Raw genomic sequence first — 25,288 nt, forward strand, 5'->3', positions numbered from 1 at the left:
GCAAATAAAAAGAGGCTTACAAAAATTAACTTGTAAACCTCTGATTTTCAGGTCGGGGTGGCAGGATTCGAACCTGCGACCTCCTGCTCCCAAAGCAGGCGCGATAACCGGGCTACGCTACACCCCGAAATGGTTTCCCATTTTGACTTCTCAAAAAGCGGAGAGACAGGGACTCGAACCCTGGCGACAGTTACCCGTCGACAGATTAGCAATCTGCTCCGTTACCACTCCGGCACCTCTCCAATAATCTTCAAGATCGTGCATCGAAATGCGGTTGCAAATGTAGTAGTTCATTTAGGATTAACCAACTATTTCGACAACTTTTTTTATTAATTATTTATTCGGGATATTCCACCCTCAAATGATAAATGTTTATCAGCTTCTGTTTCAGCACTTTCTTGATAGTTTCTATCTCTTTAAACGTAATATTTGCATTTAAAAATTGATTCTCCGAAATCTGTCCGTCCACTATTTTCTCCACAAAATTGTGAATTCCCGAGAAAGTAGGGTCCTTTAAACTCTTGGAAGCTGCCTCCACAGAGTCGGCCATCATCAGAATTGCCGTTTCCCTAGAAAAAGGAGGCGGTCCTGGATACCTAAATTCCTCAATATCCAAGGCTTCCCCGGTTTCCTTATGCAGCTTTTCCTGTTTACGGTAAAAATAATACACCAAAGAGGTACCGTGATGCGTCCTTAGGAAATCGATCACCCTATCCGGAACGTTATTTTTACGCGCAATCTCTATCCCCTGTATAACATGGTCTATAATAATCCTGGCCGACTCCACAGGGTCTAGATCGTCGTGCGGATTAACATTGGTAGTTTGGTTCTCCGTAAAATAGGTGGGATTATTCATCTTCCCGATATCGTGGTATAAGGCACCAACACGCACCAACATGGCATTGGCACCAATTTCATTGGCCGCCGCTTCCGCTAAATTAGCTACCTGCAAGGAATGATGAAAAGTACCTGGCGCCCTGTCCGACAACTCCTTTAGTAATTTTGAATTGGTATCCGACAACTCTAGTAAGGACACATCCGACACCAAACCGAATATTTTTTCGAAGATGTAGATCAAGGGCTGTACAAACAGGGTAATCATTCCATTTAATAGAAAGAATCCAAAGACGATCCATTGTATGTTATCCAAATTCCCTTCATGAATCATATGAAAGGCAAAATATCCTATAATGTAAACCAAGGTAATCTGTCCTACCGAAATAAATAAATTGGCTCTTTTGTACAATTCAGACACGGATAATATGGTCACTATCCCTGCTAAAGTCTGGAGAAAGATATATTCAAAACTATTGGGCACCACAAACCCCAATATTAAAACGGTAAGCACATGCACAAATAGTCCTAATCTGGCATCGAAAAAGGTTTTTAATATTAACGGCAAAATACAAAGGGGCACTACAAAAACAAGCCCTTCATTGTATTTCACAATAACCGTAGTCGCAAAAACCATTAAAAGGATGTTTACCACTATAAAAGTAATCTTGGTATTGTCTAGAAAAACCTCCCGTCGGTATTTCTTCAGAAACAAAAAGAGCATGGTAAGCACCATTGCCACCAGAACAGCATATCCAATCACTACAAAGTACTGATTATTCTGTCCCCAGAGTTTAGATTCATATTCGTTCTTTAAGGACTCTAATACCCGCAAGTCTTCCTCTTCTACCACTTCCCCTTTGGCTATGATGAGTTTCCCCTCGTCCACATTCCCCAGCGTATAGGAAATCTTAGAAAACTCTGTCTCTAACTCTTTTTTAGAAAGGTCCTCATTAAAGCTTAGATTGGGTTTTACTGAATTGAAGAATAGCTGCTGAAAGGCAGGTTCAAACTCTGACAGCTGCTGGTTTACCAAGATGTTCTCCACTACCCTACCTACGTCAGACAGGGTGTAAACGCTTTTAAACTGAAGCTTTTTAGCCTCATTGTTCTTTACTAGATACAAACTGCTCTTATTCCCTGGACGCCCTACCTTGGAAAGAATTCCATTAGTATAGAGTTCCGCCAGTATTTCCCTTGCTACTTGCTGGAAATGGGCTCGATCTAAATTAGAATAACTCGTATCATCAAAGACCTGAACAATCTCGGCTTGTATAACACTATCTACCTCTTTAACTATTTCTGTATCATAGTTGTAATAATCAACACTAGTAGCCCTGATCTTTTCTTTTTCGCTATTGATTTCCGCTTCGCTTTTTTTAATGGAAAAATCGAAGGGAGCATAGAAATTATCGTACTGCCATGGTTTCCCCTTTTGAAATTCGTATTTAAACTTACCCCCACGAGGAAATAAGAATACAATCACAAAAACAGCGAGAAAATAAAGAAAGTACTTATAAACCAAAGATTGGTTTTTATAAAGGCGGTCTAAAAACTTACGCATACTTAAAGTGTATATTGTCAAAAATAGAGAATATTAAGTTAAAACTAGGAATTCCTCTGATTACTCTCCCTAAGCAGCCACTTAACTCATTAATTTTCATAGGAAAAATTCATTGACGATTTAGTTCCCCAAAACAAACACAAGTGTAATTGACACCACTCTAAGGACATGCCTACAAGGCATTGGAAAAATACTACTGATATTACAAGGCGTTAGGCTTCGGGGTTTTAAAACTCCGAAGTGAGTAAAAATTCGGATTATTGGCAAGTTGGCCATCTCATTGCGCATTATTTTATTAATTTCGCAAAGAACCAAAAACTGAACTCAAATGAAAGATGTTGTAATTGTTTCTGTTGCCAGGACCCCAATTGGAAGCTTTATGGGATCATTGTCTACCATACCAGCCCAAAACCTGGGGGCCATTGCCATTAAAGGTGCCTTAGAAAAAATAAATTTAGACCCTGCAAAAGTACAGGAAGTACTTATGGGTAATGTGGTACAGGCAGGTGTAGGGCAGGCTCCAGCCAGACAAGCAGCACTTTTAGCGGGTATTCCAGATACCGTTCCTTGTACTACGGTAAACAAGGTTTGCGCGTCTGGAATGAAAGCGGTTATGCAGGCCGCCCAATCTATAGCGTTGGGAGACAACGACATTATGGTAGCAGGGGGCATGGAAAACATGAGCTTGATTCCACATTATATTCATTTGAGAAGCGGCCAAAAATTTGGTCCAGCCAGCTTGGTAGACGGAATGCAGAAAGATGGACTGGTAGATGCCTATGACCAACAGGCAATGGGTACCTGTGCAGACGCCTGCGCTACCAAGTATGAGTTTAGCAGGGAAGACCAAGATAACTTTGCCATACAATCTTACCAAAGATCTTCGGAAGCGTGGGAAAAAGGAAAATTTGATGACGAGGTGGTTCCCGTTTCGGTTCCCCAAAGAAGGGGCGAACCCGTTTTGGTGACCGAGGATGAGGAATTCAAGAATGTAAAAATGGAAAAGATTCCTACCTTACGTCCTGCCTTCTCCAAAGATGGTACCGTTACTGCCGCCAACGCCTCTACAATCAACGACGGTGCTGCCGCCTTGGTATTAATGAGTGCAGATAAGGCTAAAGAACTAAATTTAAAGCCACTAGCCACTATTAAAGCCTATGCAGATGCTGCCCAAGAACCTAAATGGTTCACCACCGCACCGGCAAAAGCGCTACCTAATGCATTATCAAAAGCAGGTATAAGCTTGGATGATGTGGATTACTTTGAGTTTAATGAAGCATTTTCGGTAGTAGGCCTCGCCAATATGAAAATTTTAGGACTAAGAGACGACAAGGTGAACGTAAACGGTGGTGCCGTATCCTTGGGGCATCCCCTAGGCTGCTCTGGCGCCCGTATCATCATCACCCTCCTCAGCGTGCTAAAACAAAACAATGGAAAAATAGGAGCAGCGGCCATTTGTAATGGTGGCGGCGGTGCATCCGCAATAATCATAGAAAGAAATTAATTAGCTCTTGTAAAGCAAGCCCATGCAGTACGGTATTTGCCACCTAAGCCTTGTCCCGGTACGTTCCATACCCGACGACACAGGAGAAATGATAACCCAATTGTTGTACGGAGAACATTTTAAAGTCTTAGAACAACGAAAAAAATGGAGCAGAATCCGAATAGCGTACGATCAGTGTGAAGGATGGATCAGCAATCAACAATTTACTTTTATCGATGAAGTCCAGTATTTAGATTTGGATAATTCTAAATCCACTAAGATATCCACGGAACTTGTTTCCTTTATTGAAACCAACAATAGTGTTTTACTACCCATTGTCCTAGGTTCTTCCATTCCTCCTAGTAGTGTTTTAAACCATTATTTTGATGGCCCCTACTCCAATGGATCATTAAATAAGGCACAACTGGTAGAAACCGCCTTGCTCTACCTTAACGCTCCCTTCCTTTGGGGAGGCAAAAGTGCTTTTGGTATTGACAGCGCGGGACTTTCCCAAATGGTGTATAAAATAAATGGATACCGCCTACTAAGGGGAGCGCAACAGCAGTCTACCCAAGGGGAGGCACTAAGTTTTATTGAGGAGAGCGAACCTGGAGATTTGGCATTTTTCGACAACCAAGAAGGAGTCATAGATCATGTGGGAATAATAATGGACAACAACTACATCATCCACTCGTATGGAAAGGTAAGGCTAGACCGGTTAGACCATACGGGTATTTTTAGCACGGACACCAATACCTACACCCATAGCCTACGAGTCATCAAAAAGATTATTTAAGCATAAAAAAGGGCCGTCAATTAAACTTGACGGCCCTTTTCCTTTTTACGGTTTCTATTGGCGGTAATTACTCTCCCAATAACTTTTTAACACGCATAAAGTTCTCATTATCACCCAAGGCTCCATAAATATTCTTAAGCTGGGTTAATATTGCCTGATTGTCTGGATTTTCCCTAACGGCATCCTCCAAAATAGTGGCACCATCACGGAACAAACTATCTTTTTGCTCCTTTAGCTCATCGTATCTAGCAATGTCCTTTTTAGAGTTACCCAAAGAGTTCATCTCATCAATCAATCCATTCCCCTCATTTACATAAGTAGTGGAAAGATTTAATTGAGCATTTACATATCCAGGGTTTATTTCAATAGCTCTTCTATAGGCTGCTCTTGCTTCTTCAATATTTCCTTGCTCCATATTAATCACCCCTATATTATAGAAAAGATCGGGATTATCTGGGGCAACTTCAGTAGCTTCTGCCATTAAAGCTTTAAACTTTTCCTTGTCCCCCATTTTGTAATATAGATTGGCCTCATTCAAAATTAGGTTTACATCCTTAGGATCTTTTGCTCTTGCATCCTTGTAGGCCTGCAATGCTTTATCATCCTTACCTAATTGAGTATAGATCAAGGCCACATTTTTAACAATCTCGGTTGTTTTAGAAGGAATTTTTTCTTCAATTGGATCTTTATAAGCTCCGGATTTAACCATTAGCTCTCTTTGAGTCTTATCCATTTCCTCTACCTCTCCGGTTTCTACATTGGTAGCCTTATAAACAATTCCACTTCCGTCGTAATTAAGGTCTTTCAACTCCTCATAATAGGAAAGCGCCTGCTCAAAATGCCCACCATTAACAGCACTACTAGCGGCATAATATAGGTAGATTGTATCCTTAGGACTTAATTGGTACCCCAAATAAAGTTTTTCAGCACCTTCCTTAAAACGCTTGTTGTTATTGTCCTCTACGGCCAAGTTGACTAAATCTACGGTCATAGAAGAAAGGATTTCTTTTGCTTCTGCGCTATATTTAGACCTCCCACTAGCTTCTTCTATTTTGGAAACCTTTTTTAGGGAGGAGATGGCTTTGTCAAAAGCGTCTACTTCTCCTTTTTTAGCTAATTCTGCATGCGCCTTTCCTTTTAAGAAATAATACTGGGCTTGCATTCTTTCGTCTGCCGCATCAATTAAAGAGGATGCACTTTCCAATGAGGCTATCGCCGCAGAGGCATTTCCAGATCTTAGCGATCGGTCTGCGGACCTTATTTCGCTTTTTTGCGCGAATCCCACTACTCCGCAAAACATGGCGGAAAGTATTATGATATTTTTTTTCATTTCAACTGTATATTTAAATTAGTGTATAAACTTATTCTTTTTGCCCTTCATCATTATCAAGAGCCGTGCCATTTTCTGGATTAACGTCTACATCCAAGTTGTCCACATCTTCCAAATCCTCTTCTTCCTTCATCACTTTTGCTACTGCTGCAATGGAATCTTTCCCCTTAATATTTATAAGTCGAACTCCTTGGGTAGCACGTCCCATTACCCTTAAATCCTCTACGCTCATTCTAATAGCGATACCAGATTTATTGATAATCATAAGGTCATCGGAATCGGATACGTTTTTAATGGCCACCAATTCTCCTGTTTTTTCGGTAACGGAAATGGTTTTCACTCCTTTTCCTCCTCGGTTGGTTATTCTATAATCCTCAATACTGGATCTTTTTCCATAACCGTTTTCAGAAACCACCAGAATTTCCTCATCAAAATTATGAACTGCTACCATTCCTATCACCTCATCCTGCTCACTGTCCAGGGTAATTCCCCTTACTCCAGAGGCATTTCGTCCCATGGGTCTAGTCTTACTTTCCTCGAATCTAATGGCTTTTCCAGATTTTAAACCAAGGAATATCTGACTGGCTCCGGTGGTAAGTTTTGCCTCCAATAGCTCATCCCCTTCGCGGATTCCAATAGCGTTAATTCCATTTTGTCTCGGTCTAGAATACTGCTCCAAGGAGGTCTTTTTAACCACTCCTTTTTTAGTAGCCATAATTACATAGTGACTGTTAACGTACTCCTCATCCTTTAAATCCTGCGTAGAGATAAAGGCTTTTACCGTATCGTCGTTCTCTATATTAATAAGGTTCTGAATTGCCCTTCCTTTAGAAGTTCTGGTACCTTCTGGAATTTCATATACTCTCATCCAGAAACATTTTCCTTTTTTGGTAAAGAACAACATATACTGGTGATTGGTACTCACAAATAAATGCTCCAGGAAATCCTCGTTCCTTGTGGAAGAGGCTTTTTGGCCCACCCCGCCCCTATGCTGGGTTTTGTATTCGGACAATGGGGTTCTCTTAATATAACCTGCATGGGAGATGGTGATAACCACTTGCTCATTGGGTATCATATCTTCCATACTTAAATCCCCACCTGCGATATTTATTTCAGAACGTCTTCTATCTCCATATTTATCCTTGATCTCTTGGAGTTCTTCCTTAATGATCTCCATTCTACGCTCCTTCCTTGCCAAAATATCCTTTAAGTCGGCAATAAGAGCTATTACCTCCTCATATTCGGTTCTTAGCTTATCCTGCTCCAGTCCGGTCAACTGACGCAATCTCATATCTACGATTGCCTTTGCCTGAACTTCACTTAGCTTAAAGCGCTCCATCAATTTCTCCCTAGCCTCATCTGCATTGGAAGAGCCTCTGATGATAGCAATAACCTCATCTATATTGTCCGAAGCGATGATAAGCCCCTCTAGTATGTGAGCTCTATCTTCTGCTTTCTTAAGTTCAAACTCGGTACGCCTTACGACCACCTCATGACGATGCTCCACAAAATAGTGGATCATATCCTTTACGTTCAGCAATTTTGGCCTGCCGTTAACAAGGGCAATATTGTTTACACTAAACGAGGATTGTAGTGCGGTATACTTGTATAAGGTATTAAGAACAATATTGGGAATAGCATCTCTTTTTAAAACATAGACAATACGCATTCCGTTCCTATCGGACTCGTCCCTAATAGAAGCAATTCCATCTATTTTCTTTTCATTTACAAGGTCTGCCGTCTTTTTAATCATATCGGCCTTGTTCACCAAGTAAGGAATCTCTGTTACCACGATACACTCCCTGCCTTGCACTTCCTCAAATTCGGCTTTCGCCCGTACCATTACCCGTCCTCTACCGGTATGGAAGGCTTCCTTTACGCCATCATATCCATAAATAATACCTCCGGTTGGAAAATCGGGGGCTTTTATATGCGTCATGATCTCGTCCACGGAAATATCGTGATTGTCTATATAGGCAATGGTACCATCTACCACCTCCGAAAGGTTATGGGGAGGCATATTGGTGGCCATCCCTACTGCAATACCGGAGGCACCGTTCACCAAAAGGTTAGGCACTCTGGTTGGCAATACGGTGGGCTCTTTCAATGAATCGTCAAAATTCAGTTGATGGTCTACCGTATCCTTTTCTATATCAATCAACATATCATCGGCTATTTTGCGCATACGGGCTTCCGTATAACGCATCGCTGCCGGACTGTCTCCATCTATAGAGCCAAAGTTACCTTGGCCATCCACCAACATATAGCGTAAACTCCAGTCCTGGGCCATACGCACCATGGAATCATATACGGAGGTATCTCCGTGCGGGTGGTACTTACCTAATACCTCACCCACAATACGGGCCGATTTCTTATAGGCACTATTGGATCTAACCCCCAATTCGTGCATCCCAAACAAAACCCTTCTGTGCACTGGCTTCAATCCATCCCTGACATCTGGCAGGGCACGTGACACAATGACGGACATTGAATAATCAATGTACGCAGATTTCATTTCTTCTTCTATGTTAACCGGAATTAATCTTTCTCTTTCTGCCATTTAAAATCTTCTCTAAAATTAGTTAAAAAAAGCACGACAATATACACAAAATCGGCACTACCAAGGCAATAAAGCTATACTTTTGTAAAGTTTTTATCAACACAACTAGCCAAAATTTTTATTCGCAATTTACAAGTTGTTTTTTACGTCAGAAAACCTTTTTTTGTCAATTGAGCAATTATATTTATAATTAGGTATAGTATTTGCCCTAGTTTAGTATAGATTTACTATTTTTAAAGTTGAAAGGATATTTTATGGATGATAATTTTTCCCCTAGAGTAAAAGACGTTATTGCTTACAGTAAGGAAGAGGCCCTTAGATTAGGGCACGACTTTATTGGAACGGAGCATTTAATGCTAGGACTGCTTAGGGACGGTAATGGGAAGGCCATTAGCATTTTAGATGCCTTGGACGTAGACTTAGACCACCTGAGGAGAAAAGTGGAAATTCTAAGTCCGGCAAACCTCAGCTCCGGCACTGTGCAGAAGGACAAGAAAAACCTTCACCTTACAAGGCAGGCAGAACGTGCTTTAAAAACAACGTTTTTGGAGGCCAAGCTTTTTCAAAGCTCTTCCATTAACACAGCACATCTTTTGCTCTGTATTTTACGCAATGAAAATGACCCCACCACCAAGCTACTTCACAAATTAAAAGTAGACTATGACGGGGTAAAAGACCAATTTAAATCTATGATTACAAGTGATGACGACTATATAGACTCCCCAACCTCGGAATCCTTTCCAAGCGATTCTGGCGACTCCCACGAGGAGAAGGAAAGCACCTTTGGTGCCGGTACTCCCAAGGGGAGCAAAAAATCCAAGACACCCGTTTTGGACAATTTTGGACGAGACCTCACCAGAATGGCAGAGGAAAACAAGTTGGACCCTGTAGTGGGTCGTGAAAAAGAAATAGAAAGGGTATCCCAGATTCTCAGTAGGAGAAAGAAGAACAACCCTTTATTGATAGGGGAACCCGGTGTAGGGAAAAGCGCCATTGCCGAAGGCTTGGCCCTTAGAATTGTCAATAAAAAGGTATCTAGGATTCTTTACAATAAAAGAGTGGTAACCTTAGACCTAGCCTCCCTGGTGGCAGGCACAAAATACAGAGGCCAGTTTGAAGAGCGCATGAAGGCGGTGATGAACGAATTGGAGAAGAATGACGATGTTATCCTCTTTATTGATGAGATCCACACTATAGTTGGAGCTGGTGGAGCAACAGGAAGCTTGGATGCTTCCAATATGTTTAAACCTGCTTTGGCGAGAGGCGAAATACAATGTATTGGTGCCACTACCTTGGATGAATTCCGTCAATACATTGAGAAAGATGGGGCCTTGGAAAGACGATTCCAAAAGGTATTGGTAGAACCTACCACTATTGAGGAAACCATTGAAATACTCAAAAACATAAAAGGAAAGTACGAGGAACACCACAACGTGCATTATACGGATGAAGCCATCGTTGCCTGTGTTAAACTCACCAGTCGCTATATGACAGACAGATTCTTACCAGACAAGGCTATAGATGCCTTGGACGAAGCTGGCTCTAGGGTCCACATTGTTAATATGGACGTTCCCAAACAGATTTTGGAATTAGAAAAAAAGCTGGAAGAAGTACGTGAATTGAAAAATTCGGTAGTCAAAAAACAGAAGTACGAAGAGGCTGCCAAGCTTAGGGACGATGAAAAGCGAATTGAAAAGGATTTAGCCATTGCGCAAGAGCGCTGGGAAGAGGATAGTAAGCTTCACAAGGAAACCGTAACGGAAGATAATGTTGCAGATGTAGTATCCATGATGAGCGGTATTCCAGTAAATAGAATTGCACAGACAGAAAGCAATAAACTTGCTAAATTACCGGAATTAATTAAGGCCAACGTAATAGGACAAGACGATGCCGTATCTAAAGTGGCTAAAGCTATCCAAAGAAACCGTGCCGGACTTAAAGACCCCAATAAACCGATTGGCTCCTTTATTTTCCTAGGACAGACCGGGGTGGGTAAAACACAACTTGCCAAGGTACTCGCTAAGGAATTGTTCGATTCCGAAGATGGCCTGATACGCGTTGATATGAGCGAGTATATGGAGAAATTCGCTATCTCTAGATTGGTAGGTGCACCTCCAGGATATGTTGGTTATGAGGAAGGTGGACAGCTTACGGAAAAAGTGCGTCGCAAACCATATTCCGTGATTCTCCTGGACGAGATTGAAAAAGCGCATCCAGATGTCTTTAATATGCTTTTACAAGTATTAGACGATGGATTCCTTACCGATAGTTTAGGTAGGAAGATCGACTTTAGAAATACGGTGGTTATCATGACCTCGAACATTGGGGCTAGACAACTAAAGGATTTTGGTCAAGGAGTTGGTTTCGGGACATCCGCAAAAAAAGCGCAGGCAGATACACATCAGAAGAGTGTAATTGAAAATGCCCTGAAAAAAGCATTTGCCCCCGAGTTCCTGAACAGAATTGACGATGTAGTTGTCTTTAATGCCTTGGAGAGAGAGCATATCCATAAGATTATAGATATTGAGCTAAAGAAATTGTACGCCAGAATCAAGGATATAGGGTACAACCTTTTCCTCTCTGAAAAAGCAAAGGATTATATTGCCGAAAAAGGTTTCGACAAGCAATACGGAGCAAGACCCCTTAAGCGTGCCATTCAGAAATATATTGAAGATGCATTGGCGGAGGAGATTGTAAACTCAAAATTGCAAGAGGGCGATACAATTCACATGGATTTGGATGAGGAAAAACAAAAACTCACCATTAAAATTAACAAGGCCGAGGAATCTTCCAAGACCTAAATTTTAATAACACAAAGGCGACTAATTGTATAAAAAAGTATAGTTAGATCAATGTTACACAGGTTTATCCAATAGACCTCAAGGAACAGGCAGATAGGAATCAATTTCCTATCTGCCTTTTTATTCCGCCCCATACTCTTTCCTATAATCTCAGCCTACCCCTACCACTGCCCTTTAAATAGCAATTCCAATTTAAAGATGAACCTATACCCCAACTACTGCTTTGCATCATTAAATTAAATCTCAGCCAACAGTAGCTGCCCACAGCTCTAAATCAAAAAAAGTATAAAAGGTAAATTTAAAATCCCGCGCAGACTACAACACCCTCAAGGCCTTACCGCCCTTTCCTATAATTAAAACATGATTATATCAATAGGTGTAAGAATTCAATCACAGATCCACCAGCTAGATTTCCATATAAACGATTATTAAGTCTTTAATCTAATTATTTTCAAAAAAGCTGCCCATAATTATACATTCGCCACCGAGACATTGTGTAAATTATTAATAATGAAAGTGGGAAAACCCAAAAAAACCATCATCGTTAGGGAATACCAACTGGAGATTGGAAAAGTACAAGTATTTGACGATTATATGATCGCAATATTTGACGAAGGAACCACTATAGATGTAGCGCGGTTTTTCCAAATCCTCGGTATTATAGAAATTCATTTTCGAGGAAGAAATTTTGGATTCATCAGCCTGCGCAAATTTTCGTATGCCATAGATCCTATGATCTATAACCAGCTTAGGGAAATAGATAACTTAAAAGCCTTGGCTGTAGTCTCACTTAAGGAGATAGACATGCACAATTTCAATATAGAAAAGCTCTTCTACAAAAAAAACATGAAATTTTTCATTGATACGGACAATGCCTTGGCCTGGGTAAAAAGACGGGTTCGCGCCTAATTTATCCCCTCTACTCGTTCATCATACATCTCCCCTAATCCTTTTTTGGCCCAATAGGCGAGTCCACCCCTTCCTCTAACGACTTAAAAGCCTTTCCTAAATTCGAAAAAATATCCGTAGCCACCATCGCTTGATAACCACATTGGGCTACTGCTATATCAGCCGCCTTCCCATGCAAATACACCCCCAAAATTGTTGCTTCTAAAGGAGGATACCCCTGAGCGATTAATCCAGTAACTATGCCAGTAAGCACATCACCACTCCCTGCTGTGGCCATTCCAGGGTTTCCAGTAGCGTTAACGTACCCCCTATCTTTGTATACCGTGGTGGTATGCGCCCCTTTTATCACTACAATACAATCGTACTTTTTAGAAAACGCCTTGGTTTTGTTTAACTTATCAAAGTCGTTCTTCCATTTACCCAATAACCGCTCTAACTCCTTGGGATGAGGCGTAAGTACGGTTTGTGAAGGAAGCAGACCAAGCAGTGATGGATCCTTAGCCATAAGGTTTAAACCATCCGCATCAATAACCAAGGGAGCCGTATTAGATGCCAAGAACTGGGAAAATGCTCGCAATGTTCGTGCATCCGTACCCAGACCTACTCCAATCCCGATGACGCTAGGCTTAAAATTGATCTTTATATCAGTGATTTGCTCCTCATTGTCATCGGTAAGGACCATTAACTCCGGAAATCCACTTTGCAGGGGGATATAACCACATTTAGGAACAAAGGCAGTAACCAATCCGCTTCCCGATTTAAGACACCCCTTTGCAGCCAATAAGACCGCACCTATCTTCCCATAACTACCACCAACAATCACCGAATGCCCATAGGTTCCCTTGTGCGAAAACTTTTCCCTAGGACGATACAAGCTAACAGCTTCCGACGCATCCACCAGTTGATACTTGGAAACCACCCCTTTTAAATACTCCTGATCCAAACCAATATCCAACAGTTCCCATCGGCTAATGAAGGCCCCCGTATCTGGCAGGAAAAAAATAAGTTTTGGCACTTGAAAACTAAGCAACAAATCACTTTTAATGGCTTCATCAGCTTTAGGCACCTTTTGGTCCATAAAAACTCCCGAGGGTATATCTACCGACAGCACAAAGGCCGAGGACTCATTTATTACTTGAAAAACTTTTAATATCCACGGAGCTACCTCCCTAGACAGGCCAATTCCAAAAATAGCATCAACAACAATCGCATCCTTTTCCAAGCGTGGCAGCGGGGAGTTTTCCTCCAAATATTTCGGCGCAACATTCAACTCTTTTAATCGATCTAAATTCACCAAAAACTCCTTGGACCGGTGTTCGCTGAAATTAATTATATAAACAAATACACTATATCCATGTTGTATTAAATACCTAGCCACCACCAGTCCATCTCCCCCATTATTACCGATACCACAAAAGATATGTATAGGGGATTTGGCTGCCTGCAAGTTGTTGTGCATCCAGTTAAAAATCTGAATTGCAGCTCTTTCCATTAGCTCCTCAGCGGTTATCCTCTGTCTTTCCAATGTGATTTTATCAGCTTCGTATATTTCCTGGGCGTTATAAATCTTCATTCTTCAAGAATATTTATTATAAATTATCAATCTCGTAAAAATTCACCTAAAGATTTGATAGAGCAATCAAAAATACTACATTTGATACTTTAAATATATCATGACCTTGATAAAATCGGACATCATTTTAGGCAAATCACCATTCACCAATGGTACTTTGGCTATTACCGTTATCGGTACCACCACCCCATTGGGGTAAGCTACTACATATACGTCCGTTTTCTTTTTTCTCATAATTCAGTTTATTCTCTTAATACCATCGAACCATGAAAGTTCTAAAATTCGGGGGCACTTCTGTTGCCAATGCCAACAATATCAATCTAGTAAAAAACATAATTGCCAATCAGCAATCAGAGAACACCATCGTGGTAGTCTCGGCCCTTGGGGGCATCACCGATCTTTTATTAAAATCGGCCGCATTAGCTTGTACTCAGGACAACGCTTATAAAAGCGCTTTAAAGGAAATTGAAGACCGGCATTTAAGCACCATAAAAGAGCTGATCCCGATCCACTCTCAGAGCAAGATGCTCAGTAAGGTGAAAACCGAATTAAACACCTTGGAAACCCTTTTGGAAGGCGCTTTCTTGATAGGGGAGATCACCCCCAAACTATCGGATAAGATTGTTAGTTATGGCGAATTACTCTCTTCTTATATTATAAGTGAGCATTTTATAGCCGAGGGGATAGATGCTGCATATATCGATAGCAGAAAACTGATAAAGACAAATTTGGCGCATGGAAAAACAACGGTAAACTTTCAACTTACCAACAGCAACTGCGTTAGTGTTCTAAAAAACCACGACAATAAGGTTCTCGTTATGGGCGGATTTATTGCCTCTTCCGTTTCCGGAGACGCCACTACATTGGGACGCGGAGGCTCGGATTACACCGCCGCCATTGTGGCCAATGCCCTAGATGCGGAACTATTACAGGTATGGACGGATGTAAGCGGCATGTATACCGCCAATCCAAAAATCGTAAAACAAGCAAGGTCCATTCCGCATATTTCCTATGAAGAAGCCATGGAGCTTTCACATTTTGGGGCAAAGGTATTGTACCCACCCACCATTCAACCCGTGTTAAGCAAAGGCATCCCTATTCAAATTAAAAACACTTTTAAACCGGAAGAGCCTGGCACCTTAATATCAAAAAATAAAAATGGCACAGGGAAGACGGTTAGAGGTATTAGCCATGTAGAAGAAGTAGCCTTGCTCTCCCTAGAGGGCTCTGGAATGGTAGGAATCCCGGGAATATCGAAACGCTTCTTTGAAGTGCTTTCCAATGCGGGTATCAGCGTAGTCCTTATTACACAGGCTTCCTCGGAACATTCTATCTGTGTAGGTATTTCCAATCAGGATACCGAGAAGGCAGTAGCCATTGTAAACGAAGCCTTCGACTTTGAAATATCGAGGGGTAGAATTAAACCGGTCATCGCCGAAAAAGACCTAGCCATTATTGCTCTAGTTGGAGACAATATGAAGAGTCACCAAGGGCTTAGCGGAAAAATGTTCAGTACGCTGGGCAAGAATAACGTAAATATTAGAGCCATTGCACAGGGCGCTTCTGAACGGAATATATCTGCGGTTATCTTAAAGTCTGATGTAAAAAAGGCTTTGAACAGCCTACACGAAGTGTTCTTCGAGGAAAATATAAGGCAACTGAACCTTTTTGTAATGGGAGTTGGGAACGTGGGAGCCAAGTTTATAGCGCAAATACAACAACAAAAGCAGTATTTAAAAGAAAAACTAATGCTCAATATCCGCGTTATTGGAATGTCTAATTCCAGAACCATGTATTTTGATGAGGACGGCATCCCATTAAAAAATTGGGAGGCACTATTGGCTTCTGGTCCAAAAGCGGACAAAGCCCGCTTCTATGACACAGTCATGAAGTTAAATTACAGGAACAGTATTTTTGTGGACAATACCGCCAGCGAAGAGGTATCTTCCACCTACCCTAATTATTTAAAAAACAGCATTTCTGTGGTCACCTGTAATAAAATAGCTTGTTCCTCCCAATTTAGCCATTATCAGGAATTGAAGGATTTGGCCAGAAAATACAATGCCCCCTTCCTATTTGAAACCAATGTAGGAGCTGGCCTCCCCATTATAGACACCCTAAAGCATTTAATTGCCTCTGGGGATAAGGTTTTAAAGATACAAGCAGTACTCTCTGGTAGCTTAAATTTTGTTTTTAATAATTTTAACGACCATACCACTTTTCACGATATTGTTAAAAAAGCTCAAGAGGAAGGCTATACAGAACCCGATCCTAAAATTGACCTAAGTGGAATAGATGTCATGAGGAAAATACTAATCCTAGCCCGAGAAAGCGGGAATATATTGGAGATAGAAGATATTGAAAATCAATCTTTCCTTCCCCAGGAAAGTTTGGAAACCACCAATAACGAGGATTTTTTCCGCACGCTAAAGGAACATGAGGAGTCTTTCCAAGCCCTCTACCAACAGGCGGTAGAAGAAGACAGTAAATTGAAATATGTAGCACAGTTTGAGGATGGAAAAGCCAGTGTTGGCTTACAACGGATCCCCAAGGGGCACGACTTTTACAACCTGGAGGGTAGTGACAATATTGTTTTGTTCTATACAGAACGATATCCCAACCAGCCGATGATTATTAAGGGTGCGGGCGCTGGTGCAGACGTAACGGCCTCTGGTATTTTTGCCGATATTATCCGGATAGGGAATTTCTAGGCCATTAACAAAACAATGCCCTTAGTAATCTTTACTTTTACCACTAAGGGCAGGATTGTAATTTTTTGAATTGATAAAAAATGAACAAAAACGAAATAAGAATATTCGCTCCAGCCACCATTGCCAATATATCCTGCGGATTTGATGTATTGGGTTTGGCTTTGGAGGCCGTTGGGGACGAAATGGTGGTAAGGAAAACTTCCGAAAAAGGAATTAAAATCACCAAACTAACTGGACAGGACCTGCCCACAGAGACCCTACAAAATGTAGCGGGAGTTGCTGGTTTGGCCCTTTTAGCAGCCAGTGAATACGATGGAGGTTTTGAAATTGAGATCTACAAAAAAATCAAGGCAGGCAGTGGTATTGGGAGTAGTGCCGCCAGTTCTGCTGGAGCCGTTTGGGCAATGAACGCACTTCTTGGCAATCCTTTTTCCAAATTGGAATTGGTGAAATTTGCCATGGAAGGAGAACGATTGGCCAGTGGGGTAGCCCATGCAGACAATGTAGCCCCTGCCCTATTTGGCGGATTCACCCTAGTACGAAGCTATCAGCCCTTAGATATTATTAATATCCCCACCCCACCCGCCCTCTATGCTACCGTAATACATCCACAAATTGAGGTAAAAACCTCCGATTCTAGACGTATTCTAAAAACCAACATATCCTTGGAGGATGGCATTAAACAATGGGGGAATGTAGGCGGACTAATTGCTGGACTATTTACCAATGACTACGACTTAATTGGGAGATCTCTAGTAGACCATATTGTAGAGCCCATCCGCTCTATTCTAATCCCAGGATTTGATAAGGTAAAAGAAGACGCCTTGGAAGCAGGAGCCTTGGGCTGTGGCATTTCCGGGTCTGGCCCCTCTATTTTTGCTTTAAGCGAAGGTGAGGATATTGCACGATCCGTTGCTGAGGCCATGAAAAAAGTGTATCAAAAGATTGGGGTAGACAATGATGTACACGTATCCAAAATAAATACTGAGGGAATAAAAATATTATAGTCGCACTAGCGCCTCCTGAAAAAGCAATTGAAGAATTTAACACTGCAATCCATGAATTATTACAGCCTAAATAAAAATGCTCCTTCGGTCTCCTTTAAAGAGGCCGTCATAAAAGGAATTGCTCCGGATAGGGGCTTGTACTTTCCAGATGAAATTACCCCCTTACCTGCTTCTTTTTTTGACAACATCGAAACCTTATCCAATCAGGAGATTGCCTATAGGGCCATCAATCAATTTGTAAGCGATACCATTCCCGAAAAAGCCCTAAGGACCATCTTGAAAGAAGTACTAGACTTCGATTTCCCCTTGGTTCCCATCACTGAAAATACTGCTTCCTTGGAACTTTTCCATGGCCCCACTATGGCTTTTAAAGATGTAGGCGCTAGGTTTATGGCCCGTTGCCTAGGGTATTTTTCTAAGGAAAAGAGGAATAATATTACTGTACTAGTAGCCACTTCCGGGGATACTGGAGGTGCGGTTGCCAACGGATTCTTGGGCGTCCCTGGGGTTAAAGTGGTGATCTTATACCCCAGCGGAAAGGTGAGTGATATTCAGGAAAAGCAATTGACCACCTTAGGACAAAACATTTCCGCATTGGAAGTAGATGGTACCTTTGACGATTGCCAGGAAATGGTTAAATCGGCTTTTTTAGATAAGGAACTAACGCAAAACATGCAACTTACCTCAGCTAACAGTATCAATGTAGCGCGATGGCTCCCTCAGATGTTCTACTTTCTGTTTGCCTATAAACACGCAAAAACTTTGGGTAAAGAGATCGTTTTCTCCGTACCCAGCGGAAATTTCGGGAATATTTGCGCAGGTATTATGGCCCAAAAATTGGGGATGCCCTGCAAGCACTTTGTAGCCGCCACCAATGTGAATGATATTGTCCCCAACTTTATGGCTACCGGTATTTATAATCCAAAAGCCTCCGTTGCCACCATATCCAACGCCATGGATGTAGGAGATCCTAGTAATTTTATTCGGATAAGGCATTTATATAAGGACAATTTTGAGGAACTGTCCAAAAACTTAAGCTCGTACTCATTTACAGATGAGGAGACCAAAGAGGCAATGCGCATGCTATATAGGGACCACAATTATATTGCAGATCCCCATGGCGCGGTTGGCTACCTTGGCCTTAAAAAGTATCAGGAGCACCATCCTAACAGTTATGGAATATTTTTGGAAACCGCCCACCCAGTGAAATTTTTGGATGTGGTAGAAGATACCTTGAAAGAAAAAATTGAGTTACCTGAAAAAATTGCTCAGCTGATGGATAAGAAGAAAGTATCCACAACCATTTCAGCGTACGAAGATTTAAAAACATTTTTAAGGAACAATTAACTAGCACGGGAAATATCACTAAGAGTAGTATCCGAACACCTAATTTACCCTGAACCAGTTAGGCCTTGCGGATGGGCAACCCCTTTAACCCTAGACCAAAATTCTATAAACAAAATTCCGCATGCATTTTCCTATCGATTAATTTTCGATACTTTTACCTTTTAAACCAATACCATGAAAAATACAGCATTAACAAAAACCCATGAGGCATTGGGTGCAAAAATGGTTCCTTTTGCCGGATTCAACATGCCCGTTTCCTATGAAGGCGTTAACGCAGAACACCAAACCGTTAGAGACGGGGTGGGTGTTTTTGATGTTTCTCATATGGGAGAATTTCTAATAAGCGGACCAAAAGCCTTGGATCTTATCCAGAAAGTAGCTTCCAATGATGCAAGCAAACTAACTGTAGGAAAGGCGCAATACAGTTGCCTTCCCAATGAAACGGGAGGCATTGTAGACGACCTTATCATCTATAAAATGAAAGAGGACCAATATTTATTGGTTGTAAATGCTAGCAATATAGATAAAGACTGGGAGCATATCAGTAAATACAATAAGGAGATAGGGGCAGACATGCGCAATATTTCCGCGGAATATTCCTTGCTGGCCATTCAGGGTCCCAAGGCAGTGGAAGCCATGCAGAAATTAACATCGGTTGACTTATCTACCTTAAAATTCTACACCTTTGTAGTTTCGGATTTTGCAGGCATCCCCAACGTCATAATTTCGGCCACCGGATACACCGGATCGGGCGGATTTGAAATATATTGCAAAAACGAGGAAGTTCAACAGATTTGGGACAAGGTTTTTGAGGCTGGTGAAGCTTATGGAATAAAGCCTATCGGACTTGCTGCTAGGGATACCTTAAGATTGGAAATGGGGTACTGCCTGTATGGCAACGATATTGATGATACTACCTCTCCACTGGAAACCGGATTGGGGTGGATTACAAAATTCACTAAAGATTTTGTAAATAGCGAAGCGTTGGCCAAAGAAAAGGAAGCCGGCCCTAAAAGAAAGTTGATCGCTTTTGAACTTAACGAAAAAGGTATTCCAAGACAAGGATATGACATTGTAGACCAAGATGGTAATACTCTGGGAAAGGTAACCTCCGGAACCATGTCGCCCTCACTTTCCAAAGGAATAGGTCTCGGATTTGTTCCTACAGAAGTCTCAGGAATTGGCAATAACATTTATATTCAAATTAGAAAAAAGGCGGTTCCGGCAACCATAGTAAAACCCCCTTTCTATAAAGTATAAGCTCATTTTAATTAACTGAGTAAGGGAAAAGGAGATGATTGAATGAATAAAATACTCATTTTAGGAGCCAGTGGTTTTATCGGAAATGCTATTTACCGGGAACTAAACTCCTATTTTGATACCTACGGAACTTATTATTCCGCAAGAAAACGATTTGAGGACAACCATCACTTCTATAGGTATGACCTAGAGGAGGACGACCTTGTTCAAATCCTAGAAAAGGTAAGACCCAACATCATCATCTCCGCCCTAAGGGGCAATTTTCCGGCGCAAATAGTGGCTCATCAACACCTAATAGCCTATATCTTAGAGCACAATTGCAAACTACACTTTATTTCCTCTGCCAATGTTTTTGATGCCTATAGCAAGTACCCTTCCTATGAGTACGACAAAACCTATTCGGAAAGCATTTATGGCCGACTCAAAATAAAGATAGAAAACATGCTGTTGCGGATTCCACAATCCCAAATGACCATTATACGAGTTCCCATGGTTTTTGGCAGCCACTCCCCCAGAATAAGGGAGGTGAAAGACGCCTTGACGCTGAACCAACCCTTAGAAGTATTTCCCAATCTAATTATGAACGTCACTAGTGAGGACAGGCTTACCCAGCAAACTCACTATATCATCAATAGAAATAGATCTGGAATTTACCACCTAGGCTCCGAAGATCTAATTCACCATGACGAATTTATTGAGGAAATCGTAAAACGTATGGGGAAATCTCGGCCCATTTATAAAAGGGTATACACCTCCAATGAAGATCGCTATCTTGCCGTATTGCCTAATATGAATAGACTACCCAAATATTTACGCTTTAGCTATCAAGACATCATAGACCAGCATATCTTTACAGAATAGCACACGCTATCCTAGGCTTATTTTATTAACTTTATAAAAATTAACGACATGAGCACATTATCCAAAGAAGAAATAGAAAAAAGATTGGAACAATTGGAAGGCTGGGAATATGTAGAAGGCGCCATAGAAACCTCTTTCGAATTTAAGAACTTTAAAGAAGCATTTTCGGTAATGACCAGAATTGCTTTCGAGTGTGAGGCACAAAACCACCATCCCGACTGGAGCAACGTTTACAATTCCCTTCATATTCGCCTCAATACCCATGATGCCAACGGTGTAACGGAAAAGGACTTCAAATTGGCAAAAAAAATAGAGGAGATAATAGACAGTGAATAAACTAGAACTGTTGTTACAGCCTTAAAAATTATTAAATTTGTTTCCTTAATCTAAACAAAAACAAATAATGGGAAGAGCTTTTGAGTTTAGAAAAGCACGAAAGATGAAAAGATGGTCGGCAATGTCCAAAGCCTTTACAAGAATAGGCAAGGATATTGTAATTGCAGTAAAAGAGGGGGGTCCAGACCCGGGATCCAACGCGAGGTTACGAGCGGTAATCCAAAATGCAAAGGCCGTAAATATGCCCAAGGACAATGTGGAAAGGGCTATAAAAAGGGCTTCGGACAAAAGTTTGGGCGATTATAAGGAGGTGCTTTTTGAAGGCTACGCCCCTCATGGTATCGCTATTTTAGTAGAGACCGCAACGGACAACAATACCAGGACTGTTGCCAACATAAGAAGCTATTTCAATAAATGCAACGGAAGCCTAGGAACTTCCGGTTCGGTAGAATTTATGTTTGACCATACCTGTAATTTTAGGATTCCCACAGAAGGCATCGATCCTGAGGAACTGGAACTGGAAATGATCGATTTTGGTGCCGAAGAGGTATTTGCTGATGAGGACGGTATTCTAATATACGCCCCCTTTGAAAGTTTCGGAGCCATACAAAAGGAATTGGAGCGCAGAGAAATAGAGATCCTTTCCTCTGGCTTTGACCGTATTCCACAGGTTACCAAAAAACTATCCGAAGAGGAAGCTGCCGATGTGGAAAAACTTCTAGAAAAGATAGAAGAGGATGATGATGTACAGAATGTATATCACACCATGGAAGAGTAACCGATATTAAAACTACTAAAAGCTTTTTTTAGGGATTTTTCCCATCACCCCCTTGAAAAAAGCTTTATAGGTTTTAAAATCCAACTCCTTATCATCTGTTGGATAATGGGGTGTTGAAATCTTTACCTGTTTCTCCCCAAAATCAAATGCAACCAATACAATTGGGACTTCGGCGGCTTTTGCAATATAGTAAAATCCCGTTTTCCATTCACTTACCTTTTTCCGCGTTCCCTCTGGTGAAAGGGCAAGTCTAAACTGTTTTTTCTGTTGAAAGATTTTTACCGTTGCCCTTACGGTATCCATATTTTTACTCCTATCTATAGGCGTACCGCCCATCCAACGAAAATACCAGCCAAAGGGGGGCTTAAACAAGCTCTTCTTTGCAATAAAATTAATCTCCTCGTTTAGCACCCTGCGCACCAGAAGCCCAAGAAAGAAATCGACCCAACTGGTATGTGGCACTACTATTACTACACATTTATCCACTTTAGGAAAGGAACCGATTAGTTTCCACCCCATAATTTTAAAGTATATGAATTTTGCGAGGGTATGCATGCATGCTAAATTAGTACCCTCCAAACGGGAAGGATCAATTAAAACTTATATTTTTTGATAAATAGCTTTTAACTTTTCAGGACTTATGATTGAGCGCCATTCCTTGCCCAATGCATTTTCCCAAAGCGGTTCCAAACTTAGGGCCACCCTAATCATTATATCATAATCACTATCCGTTAAGTCGCTGCATATTCCTTTGGGTAAGTTTATTTGATGTTTTTTCCTCATTGCATGAAAGAGGGCTACCCCTTCTGGATAATACTCTTCCAAATGCTGAAAAACCAAACAATTCCCTATCCCATGTCGCACTCCCAGCAAGTAAGACAGTCCATAACTCATAGCGTGGGCAACACCCACTTGCGAGTAGGCAATACTCATACCCCCATGCCACGAAGCCATCATTAATTTATCCCTAGCGTCCGCATCTTCCAAATCTTCCAAATAGACCTCCTTGCAGAGTTCTAGCGCTTTTTCTCCATAACTCTGGCTAAAGGCATTTAAAAAGGTACCATTTAGGGATTCCACGCAATGGATAAAACAGTCCATTCCCGTATAAAACCACTGGTCTTTAGCAACCCCCTTAGTAAGGTCTGGATCTAACACCACCTGATCAAAAGGAGTGAAATCGGAATTGATGCCCAATTTTTTCTCTGGTCCCAATAAGACCGTAGTCCTAGACACCTCGGCACCAGTACCACTGATGGTGGGTATCCCCACGTGATAGATAGCCGGTTGTTTCACCAAGTCCCAACCTTGATAATCCTGGGACCTTCCTTCGTTATTCAGCATAATGGCCACCGCTTTGGCCAAATCTAATAAGGTGCCTCCCCCTATGCCAACTATTCCGGAGGGAAGTTGACTAAATTGACTACGTATCCCATCTGTCAAAAAATCTACCTGTGCAGTTTTTGGCTCCTCATCTGCCGATATAAAAATAATCTGGTCATTGGGAAACCTAGGAATCCGAGAAATTAGTGATCCCCCTTCAAATACATCATCGATCAAATAGATCATAGGGGCTTCGGAATTTTTCCTTTTTGGAAGTAAAATCTCCCCTAACTGATCAAAACTACCCTTGCCAAATATCACCCTAGGCACCATGGGGAAATTCCTAAATTTGGCATTTACCTTAGTACTTGTATCTACCTCCTTATTCCGTATTTCCATTACTATAGTTTAGATATTTTAAAAGCTCGGAAAGGGAGTTAAGGGTAAGATGGCCGTTCTGATGTTCCTCTAGCTCCACTACCTCGTGCTGCCAGGTGGTATGAAATGGGATATGAACCGCTTTTGCCCCAATGTTTTCAATGGGCAAGATGTCTGATTTTAAGGAGTTTCCTACCATCAAAAATTCCGAAACGGGAATTTGAAGATGTTCCAAGAGCTTTTTATAATTGTCTTCTTTTTTATCACTGAGCACTTCCACATGATGAAAGTATTTGGAGAGTCCAGATTTTTCTAATTTCCGCTCCTGGTCCAACAAATCTCCCTTGGTTAAAACTATTAAGCGGTACCTATCCTTTAATTGCTGCAGCACTTCCTCTACCCCCTCCAACAACTCCACTGGGTGAGACAACATTTGCTTCCCTAGGTCTAGGATTTCTGTAATTGTTGCTTGAGAAACCTTATTATTGGAAAGATCTAAAGCAGTCTCTATCATAGATAGCACAAACCCCTTTATCCCGTATCCATAAAGCCCCAAATTCTCCATTTCGGTCCTAAAGAGCTCTTGATCCGTTTTGTTCTTGGTTTCATATTTTTCCAAAAGGTTGGCGAACTTCTCCTCGGTCTCCCTAAAATAGGTCTCATTTACCCATAAGGTATCATCCGCATCAAAACCAATTACCTTAATTTTGCTATAATCTACTTCCATACACTTTTAGCCTTTTCCAGGTCTTCTGGAGTATCTATTTCAATTCCCGAGACATTGGTTTCCACCATTTTTATTTTTTTACCATATTCCAAATATCGGATCGCCTCAATTTTTTCGGTTGCTTCCAGTATTTGCATGGGCAATCGCTGGAAATCCATTAAAGCACGCTTTCTAAAGGCATAAATACCTTTGTGCTTAAAGTAAGGTATATCTAACTCCCTAGCTCTAGGGTACGGAATAGGGGCTCTTGAAAAATATAGGGCAAAATGCTGCTTATCCACTATAACCTTTACAGTGTTGGGATCGTTGATCTCTACCCAATCCGTGATCCGTGTCATCAGGGAAGCTAGGTCTATCTCCTTATCATGATCGTCCTTAAAGACCTCAATAACATCGGCCAAGCTTTTGCGTTCTGTAAAAGGCTCATCCCCTTGTACGTTCACAATAATATCTACATCCATGGCTTCTACAGCCTCGGCGATACGATCACTCCCGCATTCGTGTTCCTTTTTGCTCATAATGGCCTTTCCACCAATATTGCTAATACATTCATAAATTACGGGGCTATCCGTTACTACGTACACTTCCTCGAACAAGCCAGTATTAACCGCTGCCTCATAAGTTCTCTGGATAACTGGTTTTCCCTGTAAGTCCTGCATTAATTTCCCAGGGAATCTGGAAGCAGCATAACGGGCGGGTATCATTGCAAT

Annotated in this window: 20 protein-coding genes and 2 tRNA genes; 11 read left to right on the forward strand and 11 right to left on the reverse strand. The window is 41.4% G+C overall.

All coding sequences use genetic code 11. The annotated features are described in order from the left end of the window. Nucleotides 1-52: 52 nt before the first annotated feature. The 3 genes from F1E73_RS00080 to F1E73_RS00090 all read right to left on the reverse strand — a co-directional run bounded on the left by F1E73_RS00080 (nucleotide 53) and on the right by F1E73_RS00090 (nucleotide 2,398). Nucleotides 53-127 (reverse strand) — tRNA-Pro (locus F1E73_RS00080). Nucleotides 128-158: 31 nt separating this feature from the next. Next, nucleotides 159-242, reverse strand: a tRNA-Ser gene (locus F1E73_RS00085). Nucleotides 243-337: 95 nt separating this feature from the next. Further along, complete coding sequence (locus F1E73_RS00090; protein ID WP_150450798.1) at nucleotides 338-2,398, reverse strand: HD family phosphohydrolase; 2,061 nt, start codon at nucleotides 2,396-2,398, stop codon at nucleotides 338-340. 328 nt (nucleotides 2,399-2,726) lie between these two features. Between F1E73_RS00090 and F1E73_RS00095 the strand changes: the two genes are divergently transcribed. Both F1E73_RS00095 and F1E73_RS00100 read left to right on the forward strand, forming a co-directional pair. Further along, nucleotides 2,727-3,902 carry an acetyl-CoA C-acyltransferase gene (locus F1E73_RS00095; protein WP_150450799.1) on the forward strand — a complete coding sequence of 392 codons (1,176 nt, stop codon included), beginning with the start codon at nucleotides 2,727-2,729 and terminating at the stop codon, nucleotides 3,900-3,902. A 22-nt stretch (nucleotides 3,903-3,924) separates the two neighbouring features. Beyond that, the gene (locus tag F1E73_RS00100; RefSeq protein ID WP_150450800.1) at nucleotides 3,925-4,677 is read left to right on the forward strand and encodes a C40 family peptidase; all 753 of its coding nucleotides are present in this window, start codon (nucleotides 3,925-3,927) and stop codon (nucleotides 4,675-4,677) included. A gap of 67 nt (nucleotides 4,678-4,744) precedes the next feature. Here F1E73_RS00100 and F1E73_RS00105 read toward each other — a convergent pair whose 3' ends face one another. Together F1E73_RS00105 and gyrA are read right to left on the reverse strand one after the other, a co-directional pair. After that, nucleotides 4,745-6,007 (reverse strand): tetratricopeptide repeat protein, encoded by a 1,263-nt coding sequence (locus F1E73_RS00105; RefSeq protein ID WP_086477295.1) that lies wholly within the window; start codon nucleotides 6,005-6,007, stop codon nucleotides 4,745-4,747. A gap of 31 nt (nucleotides 6,008-6,038) precedes the next feature. After that, nucleotides 6,039-8,567, reverse strand: coding sequence for a DNA gyrase subunit A (gene gyrA / locus F1E73_RS00110; RefSeq protein ID WP_086477294.1), 2,529 nt, complete (start codon nucleotides 8,565-8,567; stop codon nucleotides 6,039-6,041). Nucleotides 8,568-8,821: 254 nt separating this feature from the next. Between gyrA and F1E73_RS00115 the strand changes: the two genes are divergently transcribed. Continuing rightward, nucleotides 8,822-11,368: an ATP-dependent Clp protease ATP-binding subunit gene (locus tag F1E73_RS00115; protein ID WP_086477293.1), complete on the forward strand. Its 2,547-nt coding sequence runs from the start codon at nucleotides 8,822-8,824 to the stop codon at nucleotides 11,366-11,368. Between the two features lie 510 nt (nucleotides 11,369-11,878). Then, a complete protein-coding gene (locus F1E73_RS00120) occupies nucleotides 11,879-12,277 on the forward strand; it encodes an STAS/SEC14 domain-containing protein (protein WP_086477292.1) in 399 nt (132 codons plus the stop codon). Nucleotides 12,278-12,311: 34 nt separating this feature from the next. Here F1E73_RS00120 and F1E73_RS00125 read toward each other — a convergent pair whose 3' ends face one another. Continuing rightward, nucleotides 12,312-13,850: an NAD(P)H-hydrate dehydratase gene (locus F1E73_RS00125; RefSeq protein WP_150450801.1), complete on the reverse strand. Its 1,539-nt coding sequence runs from the start codon at nucleotides 13,848-13,850 to the stop codon at nucleotides 12,312-12,314. A gap of 75 nt (nucleotides 13,851-13,925) precedes the next feature. After that, entirely contained in the window at nucleotides 13,926-14,084 is a 159-nt protein-coding gene (locus tag F1E73_RS17530) for a hypothetical protein (RefSeq protein ID WP_191088970.1), read from the reverse strand. A 32-nt stretch (nucleotides 14,085-14,116) separates the two neighbouring features. On the opposite strand from F1E73_RS17530, the gene thrA reads away from it, so the two are divergent. The 7 genes from thrA to F1E73_RS00160 all read left to right on the forward strand — a co-directional run bounded on the left by thrA (nucleotide 14,117) and on the right by F1E73_RS00160 (nucleotide 22,150). Further along, nucleotides 14,117-16,561, forward strand: a complete 2,445-nt coding sequence (gene thrA, locus F1E73_RS00130; RefSeq protein WP_150450802.1) for a bifunctional aspartate kinase/homoserine dehydrogenase I — start codon at nucleotides 14,117-14,119, stop codon at nucleotides 16,559-16,561. A gap of 80 nt (nucleotides 16,562-16,641) precedes the next feature. Beyond that, nucleotides 16,642-17,568 (forward strand): homoserine kinase, encoded by a 927-nt coding sequence (locus tag F1E73_RS00135; protein WP_086477289.1) that lies wholly within the window; start codon nucleotides 16,642-16,644, stop codon nucleotides 17,566-17,568. A 51-nt stretch (nucleotides 17,569-17,619) separates the two neighbouring features. Next, on the forward strand, nucleotides 17,620-18,915 hold the full coding sequence (thrC, locus tag F1E73_RS00140; RefSeq protein ID WP_150450803.1) for a threonine synthase: 1,296 nt from the start codon (nucleotides 17,620-17,622) through the stop codon (nucleotides 18,913-18,915). Nucleotides 18,916-19,089: 174 nt separating this feature from the next. After that, nucleotides 19,090-20,175 (forward strand): glycine cleavage system aminomethyltransferase GcvT, encoded by a 1,086-nt coding sequence (gene gcvT, locus F1E73_RS00145; RefSeq protein ID WP_150450804.1) that lies wholly within the window; start codon nucleotides 19,090-19,092, stop codon nucleotides 20,173-20,175. 42 nt (nucleotides 20,176-20,217) lie between these two features. Further along, the gene (locus tag F1E73_RS00150) at nucleotides 20,218-21,036 is read left to right on the forward strand and encodes a sugar nucleotide-binding protein (protein ID WP_150450805.1); all 819 of its coding nucleotides are present in this window, start codon (nucleotides 20,218-20,220) and stop codon (nucleotides 21,034-21,036) included. A 48-nt stretch (nucleotides 21,037-21,084) separates the two neighbouring features. Next, complete coding sequence (locus F1E73_RS00155) at nucleotides 21,085-21,372, forward strand: 4a-hydroxytetrahydrobiopterin dehydratase (RefSeq protein WP_086477285.1); 288 nt, start codon at nucleotides 21,085-21,087, stop codon at nucleotides 21,370-21,372. 67 nt (nucleotides 21,373-21,439) lie between these two features. Continuing rightward, on the forward strand, nucleotides 21,440-22,150 hold the full coding sequence (locus F1E73_RS00160; RefSeq protein WP_086477284.1) for a YebC/PmpR family DNA-binding transcriptional regulator: 711 nt from the start codon (nucleotides 21,440-21,442) through the stop codon (nucleotides 22,148-22,150). A gap of 15 nt (nucleotides 22,151-22,165) precedes the next feature. Here F1E73_RS00160 and F1E73_RS00165 read toward each other — a convergent pair whose 3' ends face one another. The 4 genes from F1E73_RS00165 to kdsB are packed head-to-tail and all read right to left on the reverse strand — an operon-like array spanning nucleotide 22,166 to nucleotide 25,282. After that, complete coding sequence (locus F1E73_RS00165) at nucleotides 22,166-22,705, reverse strand: 1-acyl-sn-glycerol-3-phosphate acyltransferase (RefSeq protein ID WP_150450806.1); 540 nt, start codon at nucleotides 22,703-22,705, stop codon at nucleotides 22,166-22,168. Between the two features lie 45 nt (nucleotides 22,706-22,750). Beyond that, the gene (locus F1E73_RS00170; protein ID WP_086477282.1) at nucleotides 22,751-23,872 is read right to left on the reverse strand and encodes an iron-containing alcohol dehydrogenase family protein; all 1,122 of its coding nucleotides are present in this window, start codon (nucleotides 23,870-23,872) and stop codon (nucleotides 22,751-22,753) included. Next, nucleotides 23,856-24,578, reverse strand: coding sequence for an HAD family hydrolase (locus F1E73_RS00175; protein ID WP_150450807.1), 723 nt, complete (start codon nucleotides 24,576-24,578; stop codon nucleotides 23,856-23,858). The genes F1E73_RS00170 and F1E73_RS00175 overlap by 17 nt, the downstream gene beginning before the upstream one ends. Next, nucleotides 24,569-25,282 (reverse strand): 3-deoxy-manno-octulosonate cytidylyltransferase, encoded by a 714-nt coding sequence (gene kdsB, locus F1E73_RS00180; protein WP_176328492.1) that lies wholly within the window; start codon nucleotides 25,280-25,282, stop codon nucleotides 24,569-24,571. Before kdsB ends, F1E73_RS00175 begins: the two co-directional genes overlap by 10 nt. Nucleotides 25,283-25,288 lie beyond the last annotated feature (6 nt).

This window comes from Arenibacter lacus (assembly GCF_008711145.1).
Taxonomy (GTDB): domain Bacteria; phylum Bacteroidota; class Bacteroidia; order Flavobacteriales; family Flavobacteriaceae; genus Arenibacter; species Arenibacter amylolyticus.